The 19,576-nt window shown below is 66.1% G+C and carries 22 protein-coding genes; 14 read left to right on the top strand and 8 right to left on the bottom strand.

The features are described 5' to 3' along the window. Positions 1-2: 2 nt before the first annotated feature. The 4 genes from AC4BGC_RS20385 to AC4BGC_RS20370 all read right to left on the bottom strand — a co-directional run bounded on the left by AC4BGC_RS20385 (position 3) and on the right by AC4BGC_RS20370 (position 1,810). Positions 3-617 carry a DUF1788 domain-containing protein gene (locus tag AC4BGC_RS20385; RefSeq protein ID WP_490557418.1) on the bottom strand — a complete coding sequence of 205 codons (615 nt, stop codon included), beginning with the start codon at positions 615-617 and terminating at the stop codon, positions 3-5. Beyond that, positions 614-1,219 (bottom strand): DUF1819 family protein, encoded by a 606-nt coding sequence (locus AC4BGC_RS20380; protein ID WP_490557417.1) that lies wholly within the window; start codon positions 1,217-1,219, stop codon positions 614-616. Before AC4BGC_RS20380 ends, AC4BGC_RS20385 begins: the two co-directional genes overlap by 4 nt. A 77-nt stretch (positions 1,220-1,296) precedes the next feature. Next, a complete protein-coding gene (locus tag AC4BGC_RS20375; protein WP_490557416.1) occupies positions 1,297-1,497 on the bottom strand; it encodes a helix-turn-helix domain-containing protein in 201 nt (66 codons plus the stop codon). Positions 1,498-1,600: 103 nt separating this feature from the next. Continuing rightward, positions 1,601-1,810, bottom strand: a complete 210-nt coding sequence (locus AC4BGC_RS20370) for a barstar family protein (RefSeq protein ID WP_490557415.1) — start codon at positions 1,808-1,810, stop codon at positions 1,601-1,603. Between the two features lie 260 nt (positions 1,811-2,070). Between AC4BGC_RS20370 and AC4BGC_RS20365 the strand changes: the two genes are divergently transcribed. The 5 genes from AC4BGC_RS20365 to AC4BGC_RS20345 all read left to right on the top strand — a co-directional run bounded on the left by AC4BGC_RS20365 (position 2,071) and on the right by AC4BGC_RS20345 (position 4,871). Then, complete coding sequence (locus AC4BGC_RS20365; protein WP_490557414.1) at positions 2,071-2,754, top strand: hypothetical protein; 684 nt, start codon at positions 2,071-2,073, stop codon at positions 2,752-2,754. A gap of 81 nt (positions 2,755-2,835) precedes the next feature. After that, complete coding sequence (locus AC4BGC_RS20360) at positions 2,836-3,543, top strand: M23 family metallopeptidase (protein WP_490557413.1); 708 nt, start codon at positions 2,836-2,838, stop codon at positions 3,541-3,543. Between the two features lie 12 nt (positions 3,544-3,555). Then, on the top strand, positions 3,556-3,840 hold the full coding sequence (locus AC4BGC_RS20355) for a VldE C-terminal domain-containing protein (protein ID WP_490557412.1): 285 nt from the start codon (positions 3,556-3,558) through the stop codon (positions 3,838-3,840). 6 nt (positions 3,841-3,846) lie between these two features. After that, positions 3,847-4,140, top strand: a complete 294-nt coding sequence (locus AC4BGC_RS20350; protein WP_490557411.1) for a DUF6112 family protein — start codon at positions 3,847-3,849, stop codon at positions 4,138-4,140. Continuing rightward, entirely contained in the window at positions 4,137-4,871 is a 735-nt protein-coding gene (locus AC4BGC_RS20345) for a DUF6349 family protein (RefSeq protein ID WP_490557410.1), read from the top strand. The genes AC4BGC_RS20350 and AC4BGC_RS20345 overlap by 4 nt, the downstream gene beginning before the upstream one ends. A 1-nt stretch (position 4,872) precedes the next feature. Here the strand turns inward: AC4BGC_RS20345 and AC4BGC_RS20340 are convergent, their stop codons facing one another. Both AC4BGC_RS20340 and AC4BGC_RS20335 read right to left on the bottom strand, forming a co-directional pair. Then, positions 4,873-5,205: a DUF3024 domain-containing protein gene (locus AC4BGC_RS20340; RefSeq protein WP_490557409.1), complete on the bottom strand. Its 333-nt coding sequence runs from the start codon at positions 5,203-5,205 to the stop codon at positions 4,873-4,875. Between the two features lie 11 nt (positions 5,206-5,216). Further along, positions 5,217-6,500 carry a hypothetical protein gene (locus AC4BGC_RS20335; RefSeq protein WP_490557408.1) on the bottom strand — a complete coding sequence of 428 codons (1,284 nt, stop codon included), beginning with the start codon at positions 6,498-6,500 and terminating at the stop codon, positions 5,217-5,219. Positions 6,501-6,601: 101 nt separating this feature from the next. On the opposite strand from AC4BGC_RS20335, the gene AC4BGC_RS20330 reads away from it, so the two are divergent. From AC4BGC_RS20330 to AC4BGC_RS20320, 3 genes are all read left to right on the top strand, one after another. Beyond that, positions 6,602-6,919, top strand: a complete 318-nt coding sequence (locus AC4BGC_RS20330) for a DUF6112 family protein (RefSeq protein ID WP_490557407.1) — start codon at positions 6,602-6,604, stop codon at positions 6,917-6,919. Positions 6,920-6,946: 27 nt separating this feature from the next. Next, positions 6,947-7,945, top strand: a complete 999-nt coding sequence (locus AC4BGC_RS20325) for a TrbL/VirB6 family protein (protein WP_490557406.1) — start codon at positions 6,947-6,949, stop codon at positions 7,943-7,945. 431 nt (positions 7,946-8,376) lie between these two features. Next, positions 8,377-9,714 (top strand): SCO6880 family protein, encoded by a 1,338-nt coding sequence (locus AC4BGC_RS20320; RefSeq protein ID WP_490557405.1) that lies wholly within the window; start codon positions 8,377-8,379, stop codon positions 9,712-9,714. A gap of 23 nt (positions 9,715-9,737) precedes the next feature. Here the strand turns inward: AC4BGC_RS20320 and AC4BGC_RS20315 are convergent, their stop codons facing one another. Next, on the bottom strand, positions 9,738-10,736 hold the full coding sequence (locus AC4BGC_RS20315; RefSeq protein WP_490557404.1) for a hypothetical protein: 999 nt from the start codon (positions 10,734-10,736) through the stop codon (positions 9,738-9,740). A 118-nt stretch (positions 10,737-10,854) separates the two neighbouring features. On the opposite strand from AC4BGC_RS20315, the gene AC4BGC_RS20310 reads away from it, so the two are divergent. The 6 genes from AC4BGC_RS20310 (at position 10,855) to AC4BGC_RS20285 (ending at position 16,124) form a co-directional block, all read left to right on the top strand. Next, positions 10,855-11,256, top strand: a complete 402-nt coding sequence (locus tag AC4BGC_RS20310; protein WP_490557403.1) for a hypothetical protein — start codon at positions 10,855-10,857, stop codon at positions 11,254-11,256. A gap of 241 nt (positions 11,257-11,497) precedes the next feature. Next, positions 11,498-12,727, top strand: a complete 1,230-nt coding sequence (locus AC4BGC_RS20305; RefSeq protein WP_490557402.1) for an ATP-binding protein — start codon at positions 11,498-11,500, stop codon at positions 12,725-12,727. Between the two features lie 49 nt (positions 12,728-12,776). Then, positions 12,777-13,385, top strand: coding sequence for an ArdC-like ssDNA-binding domain-containing protein (locus tag AC4BGC_RS20300; protein WP_490557401.1), 609 nt, complete (start codon positions 12,777-12,779; stop codon positions 13,383-13,385). An 8-nt stretch (positions 13,386-13,393) separates the two neighbouring features. Beyond that, the gene (locus AC4BGC_RS20295) at positions 13,394-13,831 is read left to right on the top strand and encodes an ImmA/IrrE family metallo-endopeptidase (RefSeq protein ID WP_490557400.1); all 438 of its coding nucleotides are present in this window, start codon (positions 13,394-13,396) and stop codon (positions 13,829-13,831) included. Continuing rightward, the gene (locus AC4BGC_RS20290) at positions 13,828-14,364 is read left to right on the top strand and encodes a hypothetical protein (protein WP_490557399.1); all 537 of its coding nucleotides are present in this window, start codon (positions 13,828-13,830) and stop codon (positions 14,362-14,364) included. Before AC4BGC_RS20295 ends, AC4BGC_RS20290 begins: the two co-directional genes overlap by 4 nt. Then, entirely contained in the window at positions 14,361-16,124 is a 1,764-nt protein-coding gene (locus tag AC4BGC_RS20285) for a type IV secretory system conjugative DNA transfer family protein (RefSeq protein ID WP_490557398.1), read from the top strand. The genes AC4BGC_RS20290 and AC4BGC_RS20285 overlap by 4 nt, the downstream gene beginning before the upstream one ends. A gap of 5 nt (positions 16,125-16,129) precedes the next feature. On the opposite strand, the gene AC4BGC_RS20280 is transcribed toward AC4BGC_RS20285, so the two are convergent. Continuing rightward, positions 16,130-19,510 (bottom strand): DEAD/DEAH box helicase, encoded by a 3,381-nt coding sequence (locus AC4BGC_RS20280; protein WP_490557397.1) that lies wholly within the window; start codon positions 19,508-19,510, stop codon positions 16,130-16,132. Positions 19,511-19,576 lie beyond the last annotated feature (66 nt).

Here is a 19,576-nt window from a genome sequence, read left to right as displayed (position 1 = left end):
GGTCATGCTTCCTGATCGAGGATGCGCTTCGCGCGGTAGAAGGAGTCGTCCTTGAGCTGGCCGAACAGAACCAGAGATGATCCCTGCGTGGCCGACACTTCGTAACGTCCTGGGAAGAACATCAACATCGGTTTGTCAGAGACGACGGTTTGCAGGTTGTTGAGCACGGTGTGCGACCGAACGAACGGGAACACCTCACCGACGCCCGAGAGGAAGAGGATCTGGAACGACTCGGCCTCGATGCGCGACTTGATGGCCGGCGCCAAGTGCATCTGCGGGTCCAGCATGTTTTGGAGCATCTTGAGGAAGTCGGGCTTGTCCATCGTCGGCTCGGCTGCCAGGACGCGATCCCAGACGTTGCGTTCCTTGAGGAGATCGATGCAGAGGTCGTACAGATTAATCTCGAAGACCTTGATGCCCAGATCGGTGTCGAGCTTAGTCTTGATGCGCTTCTTCGCTTGGGCGACGTCCAGCGCCCACGCCGGGTCGTAGTCGTAGATGAAGTGGGCGACCTCGTTGCCCAAACCCTCCATCTTCAGAAAGCGCTCGCTGCTGAGCACCTTGAACAGGTGCTCCTCATGCTGAGTCAGCGTCGTCTTTGGCTTCAGGGCTCTCACGCCGCTCTCGTCGGGAAGAAGCGGATGTCGCTTGGGGTGCGCTGGTTCAGGCACTCCCCGACGCGGACTGAGAGAAGCGCAGGCTCGATGTGGCCCTGCTTGGTCAGCAGGCCGGCCTCCACCGCCATCCGAAACGTGATCTGCCGAAGCTTCTTGTAGGTAGCGTCGGTGACTTGGCCAAGCTCGTCATGCCACATCGCTTTTGCGCGGTAGAAGGAGTCGTACTCCTCATAGGAAACCGTGCCCGCCAAGACGAGGAACCGCTCTCGAAGCACCTCCTCGGCGAACTCTCCGACCAAGTCATAGCGACGACAAGCAGCAGACCACATCAAGTGACCGCGATCCGTCGACGTACCGTCGGCGACGATCTCGAGCTCGGCGTCGGTGAGTACCTGAAGTCGGGGAATTAGGGCGCGCAGGCGGCGGTCGTTGGAACTGGCGACGCGGTGCTGGAGCAACTTGGCGTCCCGAACCTGCATACGTGTCGCGGTCCAGTCGTGTTCGCGAAGGTAGACCGGAGCCACGACGGCGGCCTCGCTCGCGAGCAAAGCGCCAGAGGTGAACGACAGGGCGTAGCGGTCCGTGCGCGGTGTTCCCGTCATCAAGTGCACCTCCTCGTGGTCAAGAGCAAAGTTGGTCAGGATATCGGAGCCGTCCGACAAGACAGCACTTCGGCGAGTCAGGAAGGCAGCCCTGGTTCATCGGGAACGGCTGCGCCCCCGCTGCGGACCCACGCGTCGACCTCGCTCGTCTGGAACTTCCAGAGGCGGCCGACCTTGTGCGCCGGCATCGACTTGTCAGAGATCCACGAATAGACCGTGTCCTTCGTTACACCCAAGTGGGCGGCGATGTCGTCGGCTGACAACCAAGGTTCGGACATGCCGGTGACCCTCCGCTTCGGCCAGCCGTGTGTGACTGGGTATGACCGAGTCTAATGGAGGATGATGCTGGTTTCGTGGGGATTCGCGGAGAGTCTCTGCGAGTCAGTCGCACTCCCCGAGAAAGCGCTCGACTTCTTCGTCGATCTGCTGCCGTTGGCGCTGATGCTCTGAATCTGGGCGCCAGTCCGTATCGTCTGGCGAGCCGTAACCGGGCGGTGACTGCAACTGATCGAGGATCGCGTCCGCGGCCCGCCCGGCCCACTCCCGCGCAACGAGCGCCAGCGGGACCACCGCGCCCCATTGCACGGTCATCGGGATGGTCTGTGGGAGGTCACCGCCGACGGGCGCCGTCGGCTCTTGGGCGATAGACCGAAGTAGCTCGCTGTTCTCGATGAGGTCTGCGAGATCCTGGTGAGCGGTGACAAGGCGCGCGAGGGCGTCCTCTACGAGCGGGAGCGAGACGAATTCGTCGGCACCCGCCCACGCGTCAAAATCTCGGTCGAGGGGCCGTCAGCCTCGCCAAGGAGTCGGGCGGCACACCTGAGTCGTGACCACCCCGACGACCGAAGGCCATGCCGATGCTCTACCCGACCACTGCTGATGACCTCCGCCGCCGGCGCCTCATCGTCGCCGGTGTCGCCTCCGCCCTGTTGCTGATCGCGTTCGTGACGTACGCCGTGCTGGTCCACCGGGCGCACTCCCCCAGCGCTGCGTCGACCAAGGCGCAGGCGCCGATCGAGTTGACGGAGGTCCACGACGTCCCGGCAGTGACCGAACTCCCTGAACTGCGTCAGACGTCGGAACCAGAGACCTTCGCTCGTCAGGTCGCTGAGGCGATCTTCGCGTGGAACACCGCGACGCTCGTCTCCAGGACCGACCACATCGAGCTACTAATCGAAGTCGCCGACCCGACCGGCGAGTCCACGCCCGGCCTGGTGTCCGACCTCGACAACTACCTGCCGACGCAGGACGCGTGGGTCGAACTGACCAAGTACGAGACGGAGCAATGGCTCACCGTGGACTCGGTCAGCACCCCAACCAAGTGGGCCGAAGCCGAGGCGCAGGCCGGTGACGAACTGCTTCCCGGCACGACGGCCCTCACGATCCACGGCACCCGCCACCGCTCCGGGATCTGGGAGGGCGAGCCTGTCTCGTCCGAGCACGACGTGGCGTTCACCCTCTTCCTCGTCTGCGCCCCGTCGTACCCCGAGTGCCACCTGCTCCGGCTGTCGATGCTCGGCAAGCCGCTGGACTGACCGATGGGCAAGGTTGTCGCTGGCGGACTGGTCGCCCTCCTTCTCGGCCCGGCCTGCATCCTGCTGGGTCTTGGAGCGCTCATGAGTCCAGCGGCGCAGGCCGAGAACCAGTGCCTCGTCTCGCCGGCATCTACTCCGGTCGGTGGGGCTGCGCCCACGCTCCCCGAGACCGCCCGAGTGGTCGTCCCGCTCCCTGGCGGGACTTGGGTGCGAACGAGTGGCTTCGGGATGCGGGTCCACCCGGTCACCGGCGAGTACAAGCTGCACACCGGCGTCGACCTCTCCGCGCCAGCCGGGACGCACATCCTCGCCGCCGCCGACGGCCGTGTGGCGTTCGCCGGAACAGCCACGGGCTACGGCCACCTCATCCTGATCGAGCACACCGTCGGAGGAAAGCGGGTTGCCACCGGCTACGCCCACATGTACGCCGATGGCATCCATGTCGAAGCCGGCGATACCGTCACCGCTGGGCAGTACATCGCCGACGTCGGCTCCGACGGCTACTCCACCGGCACACACCTGCACTTCGAGGTCCGCCCCGGTGGCACCGACGCTGCACCAGTCGACCCGGAGCCCTGGATGGCCTCGAACGGCGCGGCAAACGTCGAGGGTGGCTCAGCCACGAGTGACGCAGGATGCACCAACGGTGGTCCGGCGTCGCCGTACACCGGCGACGGTCCCGACGGCCTTGTCGACGACCCGACCTCTGACGGACAGATCACACAGCGGACCGCGCACATCCTCTCCCAGGTCCAGAAGAACTTCCCCGACTCCCAGTGGGCGTGCTAGTCGCCGCGCTCGGTGAAGTCGGAGCACCCCCTTGGCCGAGCCTGCGACGGCACCTTCGGCAACTCGATCGGCACCGCAGCAAGCGGCCGTGCGCTCGACTACGGCTGGAAGGTCACCAACTGGCTGAAGGAGAACGCCGAGACCCTCGGCGTTGAGTACCTCATCTGGCAGGGACGCATCTGGTCGGTAGCGCGAGCGTCCGAGGGCTGGCGACCTTACGACGGCGGCGGGATGCACGATCCCAACAGCGTGACCGGCGGACACTACGACCATTGTCACTGGACGGCTCGGCCATAGCACCTGATGACCATGATGATCCCCGCGATTCTGCCTCTCGTCGGCCCCGACTTCGGTGCCGTCGGCGGCTCTAGCCAACTCCGCGCCATCGTCGGTGCGCTGCTGACCTACGGGTTGATCGTCGCCGTCCTGATGGTTGTCATCTGCGCGGCGACGTGGGCCATCGGCTCGGCTCAAGGCAGTTGGCAGACCGCGAGCAAGGCGAAGACCGGCCTCTTCGTCGCCCTCGGCGGTGCTGTACTCACCGGCGGTGCGCTCGCCTGGGCGAACTGGCTCCTCGACTTGGGAGCGACGTTGTGAGCGAGGAGCAGCTCGCCTTCGACATCGAGGGCATGCTCCACGAGGCGGCCGTCGAGTCGACTCCGGAGTGGCGTGGTGCTCCCCTGCACTTCACGACGGTGCACTACCCGCCGGCCGAGCTCGACGCGGCGCTGGCCCAATGGATGTTCCTGCACGCGCATGACAAGACCCACGTCAACATGTGGCGCCACTCGATCACGGTCCCTGACAACGCCCAGGTCGCGGGCCACGGTTTCGCGCTTTACACAACAGACTTGCGTTGTGAGCCGTGGAAGCACGCCGACCGGCACGAGTCGTGCCAGTGTGTCGGCGATCTGATGTACCAGGCGATCTGTGAACCGTGCGAGTGGAACGCGGTCACCGACCACGAGAACGTCGCTGTCGAGTTGTGGCACGACCACGCGCTCCCCGGCTGGCGCGAGCCCCCGATCGTCCCGTCGAGGTTGCGCGCGATGGACACGGACCGGATGTCCAAGGCCACGAAGAACTGGATCGCCGAGCACTACCCCAAGTCCATGCAGGTGCCCGGTACGCCAATGATCACTGAGCGTCCGCCCTTTGGAACGCGCCACGTCCCCGGCCGCTCGCCGTGGGGCGGCTACGACATCTCCCACACGGCCGTGGACCCCGACCGCATCGTCGAGGGAGTCAAGCCCCTCCGCCGTACGCCGGACTTCCCGCTGGAGCATGCGCGGGCCGCGACGTCCCCCGGCATCGGCCTTGGCGACTGACCTAACCGAAGAAGATCGGGTCCTTGCTCTCGCGGATGTAGTCGAGCAGCGACTGGACGTTCTTCGACGGCCGCTTCTGCTGGTACTCGTGGAATTTCAGATTCCGGTCGCGCCAGTAGATCGCCCACTGGCCGGTGGTCTTCGTGTAGCGCAGCCGAGCGATGGGGAATCGCGTGGGTACCGGGCCACCCATCCAGTCGGGCCGGACCTCGACGATGGTGACGTGGGTCGGCGCGACGTCGGCTTCGACCTTCTCCTGGTCCCACATGTGTTTCGGCCAGATCGAGTCGCACCACTTCTTGATCCGTGCCAGGTCGGCCTCGGGAAGCGCCACAGACGTGCCTCCTACGCGCCGAGATCTTTGTCGTTTGCCGCGCGTGCTACCAGGACGCCCCCGACGGTGAGGACCGCGGCGCCGGCTCCGTACGCCGCCTTTGTTCCAGCCTCTTTGGCTGCCGCCTTCAGCTGCGTGGGCTTCCCCAAGGCGGTCCGCCACCGAGTGGACGAAACGTTCTCGCGCTCGGCCTCGATACCTAGAGGTCCGTGGAACGCGGTGACCGAGTCGCCGACCTGGTTGCTCGACTGCACGATCGCGCGGACGCTGCGCGAGTGGAGCAGGACCTGGAGGTCTGCCTCGTTGGCCGCCTTGTCGAGGCGCCCCACTAGCCCGATGGTCGTGTTGGTGATGCGTTCGCGCAATCCGTCGCGCGACTCTCTCAGCGCAAGCCTGTGGCCGTCGAGGTCGGCCGGGGCGACCTCACTGACATGGTCGAGTTCGAGCACAGCGGCCTCTTCGTGGAGCTGGAAACACCGAGCAAGGACCGATAGCCACACGTCAACCTCGCTGACCATCTCGGCCGAGCGCTTCGCCAGGTCCCCCACTTTCTGGGCTGACTCCGCTTTGGATGCAAGCGCGTCAAGCGCCCGCAGAGCGCTGGACTCAATCTCAGCGATCTGCGCCGTGAGGTGCTGGACCTTCGACCACGACGGCCCCGAGACGTGCCCTGTGGTCTCGCGAATTCTCATGGCCTCCCGGATCGCGAACGAGACACCGTCCAGCTTCGCGAGAACACCGTCTCGCTGCGCCCTTCGCACATCGTCGAGCTTTCCGTCGATCGCGGACAGGAGCTCGGTGATCTCCTTGAGCTCCTGCTTGCGCTCCATCTGCGCCATTGCTCCGGCAGCGTTGGAGAGAAGTGAGTTGAGGCCAGCGAGTGTCTCCGGGTTGGCTGCGGCTGACGTGATCGGTCCGGTCTCGGTTGACAGCCACTTGCTGATGTCGCCCGGCTTCCCGGCCATGAGCCAGCGGACACCAGGAGTCTTCGTGTCCATGAACCCGTGCTCATCGACGGCCGCCGCCGACTCTTTCGTCAACTTCACCCATCGACCGGAGTTCGCTGCCACGTCTGCGGCTGTCTGAACGGTTTCAGCTCCAAACGTCACCACGTGACGCAGCCATCCAAGGTCGAGCTTCTTCGAGACGTCCCACAGGCCTTCGCGGCGCAGGTACTGCTCGACGGCCTGCGGGTCTCCGAAGACGGCAAGGCCATCTCCGTCGCTGATGACGACATGCTCGCCGCCGTCTGCCGGCACCAAGCCGCTGTCGGTCGGCTGCAGTTCCTCGTCCATACCCACATTGTCCCGCACTCCCCCGACGCATGAGCTCGACGCATGGGCGGACCCGTCAGGACACCTGTGTGAGCGAAGACCCGACTCACTCAGGAGGAATCGTGATCAACCTCGGTCTACCCACCGCCGTCTTGTCGCTGTTGCCGCAGGACATCAACATCGGCCCGAACTCCAACGGGCTGCCGGGCATCGGCCAGCTCAAGGACATCGTCGGCGCGACGATGACCGTCGGCCTCATCCTCGCCGTACTCGCCCTGATCGTCTCGGCGGTTGTCTGGGCACTCGGCGCGAACTCGTCGAACCCGCACTTGGCTGGTCGCGGCAAGTTCGGCGTCCTGGTGGGGCTCGGTGCCGCGATCTTCACCGGCGCGTCCGTCGCCCTCGTCAACTTCTTCTGGAACGTCGGCCAGTCCGTCTGACCGGGCAAGCACGAGAGGAACACGGCGATGGTCGACGTCTGCGATGTGCCTGTCATCTCATCCGTGTGCGATGTCGCGGGCGACGCGGCTGGAGCACTGGTGTCCGCGCCCTTCGACTGGCTGGCTCAGGGCATGGGGCACGCTGCGGGCTGGATGTTCGAGGCGGTGTGGAAGGTCTTCGACTCGACCACGATGGTCGATGTCACCAGCAGTCAGTACACCAAGGTCTACAACATCCTCTTCGGCATCGCCGTCTTCGTGATGCTCGGCTTCTTCATGCTCCAAGTCATCGGGGGCATGATCCGACGCGAACCAGCCGCACTGTCGCGAGCGGCGCTCGGGCTGGCGAAGTCGATCCTCGGCTCCTTCGTCGCGCTCGCTCTGCTGGCCACGGCCTTGGAGGTCACCGACCAGCTCTGCATCGGCATCGTCAACGCGGCCGGGACCAACATGGAGCAGATGGGCGACCGCGTCGCCCTGCTCACCGCCGGTCTCGTTGGGCTCAACCTCGCGGCGCCCGGCGCGGGTGCGATCCTGACGATCTTCATCGCTGGCCTTGCCATCGGCGCGGCAGGCATCGTGTGGATCAGCCTGCTCGTCCGCAAGGCACTGCTCCTCATCGCCATCGTCTTCGCGCCCGTCGCAATGGCTGGGTCGAGCTGGGACCACACTCGCACCTGGGTCAGCAAGTGGGCGTCATTCGTCATCGCCCTGATCATCTCCAAGGTCGTCTTAGTCGTGATCTTCCTGCTCGCCACCGCGCAGGTCTCCGCACCCATCGACGGCGACATCCAGTCCGTGTCCGAGCCGATCGCCGGCGTGGTGCTGATGCTGATGGCGGGATTCGCGCCGTACATGACCTACAAGGCGATCAACTTCATGGGCTTCGACATGTACCACGCCATGTCGGCTGAGCAGGAAGGCAAGTCGGCGCTCAACCGCCCCAATGCCAATCCCGATGAACCGTGCTCCGAGCTCGCAGCCGAGCAAGGTGCTCGACGGCCGCAGCGGTGGCGGCAATGGTGACGGTTCACCCGCGCCGGCCGCAGCACCGACCGGTACGGGACCGTCAACCGGAGGTGCTGGAACTGCGTCCACGGGAGGAGGCGGGGCTGCCGCGGGCGGGCCTGCCGCTGGCGGAGTCGCTGCGGGTGTGGTTGTGGCGAAAGAGGCCGCGACGGCTGGAGTCCGGACCGGCCAGGCGGTCGGCGGTGCCGCCTCGCAACAGGCAGACGCCGCCCAGAAGACCCCGGTCTCGCCCTCGGGCGCACCCCTGCCGCCGCATGTCGCGGACTCGATTCCCTTACAGTCCAACGGGAAGAAGGGCTGACCGGTGAGCAACCCAACGACTGCACACGACTACGAACTCGCTCCGGTGAAGTTCTCCCGCCTGACACGGCGAGGCGTGCTCCTGGGATTGTCCGGGTCTCAGCTCGTCGTGGTCGGGTTCGGCGCAAATGCTGGTGTTCGCGCTCTACTTCGGCGGTGGACCGTCCTTGATGTATGTCGTCCCCGTGCTGCTGATCTGCGCTGCTCTAGCTTTCATCGGTCTCGGCAGTCGCAAGCTGATCGAGTGGCTCCCCGTGGTCAGCCGCTGGCTGTGGCGATCCACCGGCGGGCAGTTGTTGTTCCGTCGACACATCGTGAAGCCCCGACCGGCTGGCACGCTGTCGTTGCCTGGAGATGCCGCGCGTCTTCGTCAGTGGTTCGACCCCGAGAGCGGCGCGGTCATGGTTCACGACCCGCACGCCGCGACGCTGACTGCCATCGTCGGCGTCACCCACCCAGCATTCATCCTGCTCGACCCGATCGAGCAACAGCGCCGGGTCACGAGCTGGGGGCGAGTGCTTGCCACGGCGTGCCGCTCGGGACGCATTGCCTCTTTGCAGGTGATGGAGCGGACGCTGCCCGACTCCGGGAAGGGCCTAGCCGAGTGGTGGTCCCAGCACGGCAGCCACGACGACTCGTGGACCTCGACGACGTACGGCGAACTGATCGACCGCGCCGGCCCTGCTGGCGAGCGGCACGCGAGCACCGTGTCGATCTCACTCGACATGAAGGCCGCGGGCCGCGCCATTCGGGCAGCCGGTGGCGGCAACCGAGGAGCAGCCGCAGTTCTCCGTCAGGAGATGTCCACCATGACCGGCGCACTCCGCGCGGCTGACCTCGCCCCGTCGGGTTCGCTGGAGCCCGGCGACCTCGCAGTGATCCTCCGCTCGACGTACGACCCAGTCGTGGCCGGAGCCCTGGAACGTCACGGCGAACTCGGCCGCGACCTCGCCACAGCCGGCCCGGTTGCTGTCACCGAGAACTGGTCGAGCGTGCGCAGCGACTCCGCCCATCACTGCGTGCTCTGGATCAGCGAATGGCCGCGCTCGCTCGTTTACCCCGGCTTCCTCGCACCGGTCCTGCTCTCCTCCGGCGTACGCCGCACATTCACCCTGCTCTACACGCCGATGCGCGCAGACCAGGCCGCCCGTGACATCCGCAAGAAGAAGACCGAGTACATCTCGGATGCTGCCCAGCGCCAGAGGATCGGGCAGATCGAAGACGCCCAGCAGTCCGCCGAGTACAACGACGTCCTCCAGCAGGAGGCCGACCTGACCGCCGGCCACGGCATCCTCCGTACGACCGGGTTGATCGCCGTCAGCGCTCAGGACCCCGACGAGCTCGAACGTGCCGTCGCCGACATCGAGCAGTCCGCGATCCAAGCCTCCTGCGAAACTCGCCGACTTTGGGGCCAGCAGGCCCAAGCGTTCTCGGCGACGGCCCTACCTCTGTGCCGAGCAATCTGAGCTCCCTCGCCTCCGGACGAGCTTCATCCCCAGCGAATCGTCAGGCTCTCGGTCATCAGAATGCCGAGTTCACCATCCCAGAGAGCGCTGGACTTGTCCGGCTGACCAGCCTCCTTGTAGAGGTGCGCGAGTTCCTTGAGTGCCTCGCGGAGACGGTCCCGAGCGCCAGATTTGGCCATGGTGACCCCATGCACGCGCTCTTCCTCAGAAATGCTGCCCTCCCGCCGCAGATTCGGCAGCAACTCCTCCAGAACGCTGATTCGGTCCCTTGGACCGTCCGTCGACAATGTTGCTTTGCTGAGCAGCCCAAGAGTGTCGGTCAGCAGTGGCTGGTAGAACTGCGGATCCGTCCTGGCAAGTCCCCGATACAGCGCCTCCGCTTCGCGGAGCGGAGCAGCGGCCTCGGCGTTCCGCTCGAGGTTGATGTAAGTCTCGCCCAGGAGGTTGAGGGCGAGCGCGAGCTTAGGCTCAAATGCCGCCCTGCTAGTGCGAGCAAGTCGTCGCAGAAGCGGGATCACCTCAACCAACGGCCCTTCGGCCTTCGCTTGCCACTCCGGGGAATGGAATGTGGGCATGAACCCAACCCAGGTCCCATCCGCGAGTTTCGCGCGACGATACTCACGCATCTCGGCGGGGTCAGTCAGCGGGGGCCTTCCGAAGTCGACGTAGAACTGAGGGCCGCGGTAGACCTTCGCTAGGGAGATCAGCGTGGTCGCTAGGGCTGGCTCGGCCTCGTCAGGGATCTGCGTGGAAAGGGCACGAAAGACTTCAGCGGCCTCAATTAGCGGCTCCTCGATCTCCGGGTTCGCGTTCATCTTGCGCAGACTCTCGGCGAGATTGACGAGCGAACTGCCGTAGGCCCCCATGACGTCGGCCCGAGCCTCGATGCTGGTGAAGTACCGGCTGAGCGATACAGCTTCCTCGAAGCTCTCTTCCGCAAGCGCCGCCTGGTTCGACGTGAGTGCGCGCTTCCCCTGCTCGTGCACCTCACGGAACCGCGTGAAAGGATCGTCCCCGTTCATCCCCGTCCCTCCTCTATGGCCGGTAAGCCTATTGGCGATCCGCCGCCTGGCGCAGAAGTTTGGCCAATCGTCGGCACCCGAACACCTCCTTCTCGACCACATCGAGAAGGAGGCCCCGATGCCCACGTTCGAGAACCCGGCGGCTGACGCCGACGAAGTCCAGACAGTCCTGCGTGGTCTGGCGCATGCGACCCGGTCCATCGACGACCCCCGCGACATCTACTCGGTGCTCGGGTCCCTCACCTCAGCGGTCGCGTCCCTGAGCCAGTCGCTGCACCAGATCGCAGCGTTCCACGACGCACGTCAGCGGCAAACGGAGTGGGTGCCGGCGGACTCTCCGAAGGCTCGCTCGGCTGCGTACCGGGTGTCGTGGGATCTCCACCGGGCCGGCGAAATGGTGCGACAGGTTGGCGAGGTCATCGCGAACGCTCACGAGGCGGAGGCCATGCTTGCCTACCACCGCGAGTTCCCCGATCAACCCTTGTCGCGCTCGTCCGTCGACCACGGGCTGTCACTGTGAAGGGTTTGGACGAAGGCCGCCTGTACAGCGCGGTCCTCGTCGTCCCTCGACGCGAGCGTCGTCGTGACCGGCTGGCACGCAAGGCGGCGGCGAAGTCGTTGCTGGCCGAGGACCGCGACTCCCGCAAGGCCGTCGCCAAGGCGAAGGCAGACGAACTGGCGGCCGAGCGGCGCGCAACGATAGTGCTACCAAAGGCGGGCGAACCCGGCCCGCTGCGCTCCGCACTCCGGGTCGTCTGCGATTGCCGCGTCATCAGGACACCTCGGCCACCCTGGCGGGTGCGTACCCGTTCCTCGCGGAAGGCGGGCTCGGGAGCGACGGGGTGTTCGTCGGTCAGAATCTCTACTCCGGGTCCTCGTTCGTCTACGACCCTTGGGTGCTCTACGCCCGTGGTCTGATCACTGCTCCGAACCTTGTGCTCGCTGGCATCGTCGGCTCGGGCAAGTCGGCACTGGCGAAGAGCCTCTACACCCGCTCGATCCCGTTCGGTCGCCGCGTCTACGTCCCCGGTGACCCGAAGGGCGAGCACACCGCCGTCGCCGAAGCGGTCGGCGGCAAGGCCATCGCACTCGGACACGGGACGCCGAACCGGCTCAACCCACTCGATGAGGGGCACCGCCCGGCTGGCCCCGATGATCAGCAGTGGGCAGCGCAGGTGACCGCGCGACGGCGCGAACTGGTCGGCGCACTGGCGGAGACCGTCCTCGACCGTCGGCTCAAGCCTCTGGAGCACACCGCGATCGACGTCGCCCTCGCTGAGGCCGTGCGCTCGGCAGACGTCCCGGTGTTGCCAATGGTCGTCGACCGGCTGCTGGCTCCCGATCCGGCCACCGACTCCGATGGTCGGCTTGCCGAGGACGGCCGGCTCGCCGGCCACGCGCTGCGCCGACTCGTCGCGGGTGACCTGGCCGGTCTGTTCGACGGCCCCTCGACCGTTCGGTTCGATCCGACGCTTCCGATGGTCTCCCTCGACCTGTCTCGGGTCACGGAGAACGCCACTTTGATCTCGGTGCTGATGACGTGCGCGTCCGCGTGGATGGAGTCCGCCCTGCTCGACCCGAACGGCGGTCAACGCTGGGTCGTTTACGACGAGGCGTGGCGCCTCATGTCCCACCCGGCCCTGCTGCGCCGCATGGACGCCCACTGGCGACTGGCACGGCACTACGGCATCGCAAACATGTTGATCTTCCACAAACTCTCCGACCTCGACAACGTCGGCGACCAGGGCTCCGCGATGCGAGCCCTCGCCTCGTCCCTGTTGGCCAACGCCGAGACGCGAGTCGTCTATCGGCAGGAGTCTGACCAGCTCGGCTCCACCGCTGCCGCCCTCGGGCTGACCGGCACCGAGCAGTCGCTACTGCCGACGCTGGGCACCGGGCAAGGGCTGTGGCGGATCAAGCACAGGTCGTTCTCGTTCAGCACCAGCTCCATCCCGCCGAGCTGGATCTCTTCGACACCACCGGTCGCATGAACGGGGTTGCCTCAGCGGCACACCTGTCGTCTGAGACAGGAGGCATCCGATGAGAGTCCAGACCCGAGACCTCGCCGCACGTGAGGAGAAGCTCGAAGCCCTGCAACAGAAGCTCACCGAGTCGGTCGGCGCGCTGGTCACCGGCGACGACTGGAAGCGCGCCCTGGAGTTCGCCGCGAAGTTCCGCTCGCGGTCCTTCAACAACACGATGCTGATCTACGTCCAGCACTACGCGGCGTTCCAGCAGGGGCGGGTGCCCGAGCCGGTGCCGACGTACGTCGCCGGCTTCCGCCAGTGGCTCAGCCTCAACCGAGCAGTGATGAAGGGCCAGTCGGGCTACGCGATCCTCGCGCCCGTTACCGCTCGGTTCGCTTCCTCGAATCCTGCCGACGCGGACTCGTGGCGACGTCTCGCCCGCGGCGAGAAGCCGGGCTTCGGCGAGCTGTCCGCTCCAAGCTGGTTGGCCTCAAGCCTGCACACGTCTGGGACATCTCCCAGACCGACGGTGAGCCGATCCCCGAGACGCCGCGCCCCGCCTTGCTCCAAGGCCAGGCACCGGATGGCCTGTGGGACGGCCTTGCCGACCAGATCACCGCGCACGGGTTCGAGCTGCGTCTCGTCTCGGATGCGAGGTCGATTGGTGGCGCCAACGGATTGACCGACTACATGACCCGCGAGGTGTCGGTGCGGATGGACATGGACGACGCCGCCCAGGTCAAGACGCTGGCCCACGAGCTCGGGCACGTCATGCTCCACGGACCTGACAACGCCGACGCCGCCATGCACCGTGGCATCGCCGAGGTCGAAGCCGAGTCCGTCGCCCTCATGGTCGGCGCGGCGCACGGGCTGGCGACCGACGACTACACGATCCCGTACGTCGCCTCCTGGGCGTCGAGCGTGCCGGGCAAGACGCCCGTCGAGGTCGTGCAGTCCACCGCCGAGCGTGCGCGGGGTTCGGCGGTCACGATCCTCGACAAGCTCGACACCCCGCAGGTCGGCGACGGCAACCCGCCCGGACTCGACCGCGAAGCGCTCGCTGCTGGGCGTGGGGCAGCACCAGTGCAAACGGTCGCTCAGCGGCAGGTGGAGACGATCGGGCTATGAGCATGATCAACGCTGCCGCCCCGTACCGGCGCGACGACCGCCAAGCGGTCCGCGTCCCCGTGGTCATGCCGCTGGTCGAGGTCGACGTCGACGTCGACGAGAAGGGCTTCCTGACCGTCAAGCTCGACCACGAGCCCTACTCCGCCGACGGATCGCTCACCCGCGACGACCTCCAACGAATACTCGACGAGATCGCCGCCGACCTCGGGACCGCCGTACGGGTCGAGGTCCACGAAGGCGACGGGAACACCTTCACCGACATCGTCACTCCTGCCCGTCCACGCCTGCAGATGGTCAGGCCCGTGCTCGAGTCGGCGGCCACGGTCGGCGAGGTGACCGGCGGCGGGTTCCAGGCAGGCGAGGAAGTCGCTGTCGCCGTAGTGGTCGCCCACCAAGTCGCGAGCACTGACGGCACTGCCCGCCTACGCCTACCGCCCGCGCTGCTCGAAGCTCACCCGGGCCTGGTGGTGTTCATGGGTAAGCGGTCCGGCACCGTCATGGTCAGCGCAAGTGCCGATGGTGGTGCGGCGTGAACCCTCGCGGGCAGGGAGTCGACGACGACCTGGTCAACTTCGGCCTCATCCTCATCGCCGCCGTCGGCCTGATCGCGGCGATCCTGCGACTTGCTGGATCTGCCGCCGCGTGGGTGTCAGGCGCTTCGCAGCCAAAAGGGGGCTGGGAGGCCGGCTTTCGAGTTCTCACCCACCCCAGCGACCCATCCACCGCGCTCGGTGCCGACGGACTCGCTGCGTGGGTCTACTGGCTCGTGCTGCTGCTCATGGTCTCGGCGGTCATCGCCAGCACCCTCGTGCTATGGCGACGGATCGGCTCGATGAAGCACACGACGACGCATGATCCCCGCCGACTTGCAGGGGTCGCAACCGGACGCGACGTACGCGCCGTCGCCTCGCAGAAGGCCCTGCTCGCTCGTGGCCGAACGCTGCGACCGTCCCTCGACAAGCCGGAGCCCTCCGACGTCGGCTACCTCCTCGGGCGCTCGCGGGGTCAGGGCGTCTGGGCGTCGGTCGAGGACTCGATCCTGGTGCTGGGACCGCCCCGCTCGGGCAAGGGCCTCCACGTCGTCATCAACGCGATCCTCGACGCCCCCGGCGCGGTCATCACCACCGCCACCCGACCCGACAACATCGCAGCCACCCTCACCGCTCGCCAGGTGCGCGGACCGGTCGCGGTCTTCGACCCTCAACGGCTGGCCGAGGGTCTATCGGCCGGCCTTCGCTGGTCACCCGTGCGCGGCTGCCAAGACCCACTCACCGCGATGATCCGAGCCACCGGCCTGGCGTCCGCAACCGGCTTGTCGACCGGCGGGGTCGAGTCCGGCGGCTTCTGGGAAGGCAAGACCCGCACAGCCCTCCAGGCGCTGCTCCATGCGGCTGCCCTCGACAATCGCAGTCCCCGCGAGCTATTCGGGTGGACGCTGTCGCCGTCTGCGGCGGCCGACGCGGTGGCGATCTTGTCGAGCAACCACAAGGCTGCACCCGGCTGGGCCGACTCGTTGGAGTCGATGATCCACTCCGACCCCCGCACCCGAGACTCGATCTGGATGGGCGTCTCCCTCGCCCTGACCTGCCTCGCCGACCTACGAGTCCTCGACGCCGTGTCCCCAAACCCCGGCGAGCACTTCGACCCCGTCGACTTCCTCACCAGCAACGGCACCCTCTACCTCCTCGCCACCGGCGCAGGAGCTGGCGCCTCCTGGTCACTCGTCGCAGCCTTCATCGAGGACCTCGTCGAGGCCGCCCGCCACCTCGCCGCCGCATCACCCGGCGCACGCATGGACCCACCACTACTCCTGGCACTTGACGAGATCGGCAACCTCTCGCCGCTGCCGTCCCTGCCGGTCCTCATGGCCGAGGGCGGCGGCACCGGGATCACCACGATGCCCGTGCTCCAGTCCCTCTCCCAGGCCCGAGACAAGTGGGGCGACCACGCGGCCGGCGCCATCTGGGACGCCTCCATCGTCAAAATCATCCTCGGTGGCACCTCATCGGCGAAGGACCTCCAAGACCTCTCAGCCCTCATCGGGGAGCGCGACGAGAAGACCGACACCGTCTCCGTCGGCGACTACGGCTCGCGATCGCTCCAACGTTCCGTACGCCGAGTGCCGGTGATGCCGCCCGAGGTGATCCGCACCCTGCCATTCGGCACCGCGCTCATCCTCCTGCGCAGCGCTCCGCCCCTGGTCACCGACTTGCGCCCGTGGACGGCTCGCCAAGAAGCGGCTCAGCTCAGCGGGGACAGGGCGTCGGTGGAGACCGCTCTCCGACGCCGTTGAAAGCGTCAGGGCAGCACGAACTCCTCAACCCAAGCGCACAGTGGGCGCGCTGGGAGCGGGTCCTGGACCGGGCGCGGTTGCAGCGAACTCACGACCGGCGGCAACGAGGTCGGAAAGACCGGGTCAATCCGTACGTTGCGGGAGTCCGATGGCATCGCCAGGCACCAATCGCCAGATAGGCGAATCAGTGCTAGCAGCCTCCCTTCGGCTGACGCGATACCCGTTTCCATCTGTAGCGATCCTGCGAGAGCTGCCAATGTCAGTTCAAATTCTGAGGTGGATGCACTCCCCGAGCGCAGGACTGTGGCCGCGGGTCGTGGCGACCCATCGCCCGCGGTGGCGAGCAGACGCCGCAGGTTCGTTCGGAGGTTGATCGCCGCCAAGTCCGGCTCTGCCTCATGCTCCGCCAGCGCAAGGGCGACGGGCCGAAGAGCCGGGTCCGGCGAAAGCAGGGGCAGGATCGTGTTGAGTTGCTTCTTGCGCTCGCTCATCAACACGCGTCGCAGTCCCCGCGGACCCGCGGCAACGGCGGTCAGGTCGGGCAGTGCATCCAGCAGGCTGCGCGCTTCGTCGACCGCGTCCACCTTGTTCGCCCCCGCATCGTCTGGGAGGTCGGCTGTCAGATTTTGGTAGCTGAAGTCCCCGTCTCGCGTGTAAAGGAAGACGTCAGCGGCAATCTCGTTGGCTGCCCTGGATGGCGGTACTGGAAGGTCCATGCGCCCTTGGGCCGGTCGAGCGCTTGCGATAGCCCGGCGCGATCCTGCATTGCTCATGGCTGTGACCCTTGAGGCCTTGGAGCGGGTCTCTAGCGGGAGTTCCAGGCGCACGAGTGGTGAGAGTTGTAGGTCGGCGCGTCCGTGAACAAGCTCGCTGAATGCCTCGGCCGAGATGTCGACGTTCCGCGGGCGCGAGGTGATGGGATCAGGCGACGAGAACCCGGCCTTTCTCGCGCGAGACCAGAGGTCTGCCATCCGGGGCTTGCGGTTCTCAGGCTCCAGGAGACGTTCGAGCATCCAGAGGAGTCGCCCTGAGCCGCGTTCAGGGTGGGGCGTCAGGTGCCACCACCCGAGCCGTCGGGCAAGTTCACCGGCAACGGCCGGTGCCCAGGTTGCCTGATCGACGTAGCCCAAGGCGGCTACCCAAGCGAGGTACCGAGGCATGTCCTCGATGGCCCGCTTGAACTCCGCGATCGAGATCCCCGGCGGTGGCTTGGCTTGAAGTCGTCGAGCGTCGCGCAGCGCCAGATGCGCGGCGGCCATACAGAACCGTGAGCCAAACGCCTCACCCATTCGAGACGTGACGCGGGGCGTCCAGCCGAAGAGAATCCCGGCAACCACGTCCTCGTAGACCTTCGGGTTCACCGGCCAGTCGCGAAGGGCACGCACCTCCGTGGCAAGTATCTGGAGAACGAGCTCCTCCGCCTCGTCGGCGGTGGTGGGAACTGGCGCTTCAGCCAGCGCGGTCAACAGCCCGGCTGCGGACTCGACATCGATCATTAGCCGACATGTGAGGGCCCCGATCTCTGTGACCGCCAGACCATCCTCTGATTCTGTGACGAAGCCGCGCAGCACAAGGAAGTCGAGTGCTTCGTCGATGTCCGTCTCCTCGCCTGACTGGGCGTACGCGAAGGTCTCCTCAAACCACGACCCGGCGCCTTCGCGATCGACGATCGAGCCAAGCAGGATTTCCGCGAGAAGGGCGTCTCCCAGGTGATCGAGCACCTGGCTGCGCGCTGTGTAGCCCGCGGCGAGCTTCATGCGCCATTCAGTCTCTTCGTCCCGAGGCACCAGCATGAACCCGAATCCCTCGGGCTCTTGTCCCGCACGTCCTGCACGACCGAACATCTGCTGCGCTTGACTGACTTCAAGCGGTGCGAGGCCCAACTCCAGATCCCGGATGACGACGGACCGGGCGGGAGTGTTGACCCCAGTCGAAAGACCCGACGTTGCAATCAGCGTCTGAATCTTGCGCTCCTTGAAAGCGTCAAGTGCCCGCTGGGCGCGCGGGGCGTCGCGAAAGTGCATGCCGACGCCGGCCGAGAACGTGGTCTCCACAAGCTCGTCGTCCTCGACGTTTCGGAACGGGCGCCGGGCTACCATCGCAGCCGTCCTTCGAACCCCGTTCTTGCTGCCACAGAACACCAACACGCTTCCAGAGCCATTCGTGGCGCTGCCCTCGACGACTCTTGAATCGTTTGCTGTCGGCGCCCTGAGCTCCCGGAGCAGAGGTTCGAGTGCCGCGTCCTTTGCGGCCTCATACTCCTCGTGTTTCGAACCGGGTGGCGGCGCGTCGTACGGAATGAGCTGTGTCGTCAGGATCGTGGGTCGCCAGGCCGACCGCACCAGCTGGGCGTTGAACCAGCCGGCCAATTCGTCGGCGTTCGAGACTGTCGCCGACAGCGCAACGATTCGAGTCCGGCCCTCCACAGCGCGCAGACGCGCAATCAGGGTTTCCAGAGTGGCACCGCGGGTGGGATCCCCGACCAGATGGACCTCGTCGATGATGAGACAGCCGACTGTCGCGATGAATTCGCGCAGAGAAGAACGCCGATAGAGGGCCTCGAACTTCTCGGTGGTCGCAACCCAGAGTTGAGCGTTACGCACGGTGACGCTGGACATATTCGTCTCGCCGGTCAACTCGACGGAGCGGATTCCGTGTTCGTTCCAGCGCAGTGCCGTTTCGCTCACCTCTGCCGCGAGCGCCCTGGCCGGTAGGAGCCACACGGCAGGCTTGCGCTCACTCACGATCGACCGAAGAGCGGCGATCTCACCGATCAGGGTCTTACCCGAGCTGGTGGGGGCGACGACCATGACGTGCCCAGAAGTCGAGAGAACAGCAGGCACGGCCTTCGACTGGAGGGGGTTCAATCGGTCGAACTGCGTTAGGTATTTCTGCAGTTCCGCCGGGATGAGTTTCGAACTCGGTGTCCACTCTTCGTCGCCGACACCTACCGCAGCGCGGTTCTCGATTAGCGCTAGGAAGCCGGCCTCTGTTGCGTCGACAATGTCAGGCGCGTCGAACACGAGGCCCGAGTTCTGATTGCGCTCGATCTCCCTGTCGGTGAAGTTCATCGAGTGCGAGACGGCGACGTCGTCGGCAAGCACTTCCTTCTCATGGATGTACCGAACGCCGACGATCGCAATTCCAGCCTGCCGAAGTTGGCGTAGGACCGCGTCGTTCGATGCCTCGGGTCGGCACAAGATGCGGACGTCGAGGCCGCGGCGATGGGCGGCAATGGCTGCCTCAGCCAACTGTCGGCCCTTTGGTGAGCCGTCCCACCAGGCGACTTTGATCCACAATCTTGTTGTCGCGACCGCCATGACCTTGAGCAACGTTTCGAGGAGGTCGTCGCCCACTCCGTAGTTCGAGACCTTGACTGCGTCCACGGCGACACCTCCTCGTTCGCAACCCGGGACCGGGATCTCAGGGTATTGGCAGCAAAGGCGACTGTT

The sequence above is a fragment of the Nocardioides sp. Z38_18 genome (assembly GCF_058215695.1).
Note: the sequence above shows the minus strand (reverse complement) of the source record. Positions and strands in the feature narration are given on the sequence as shown.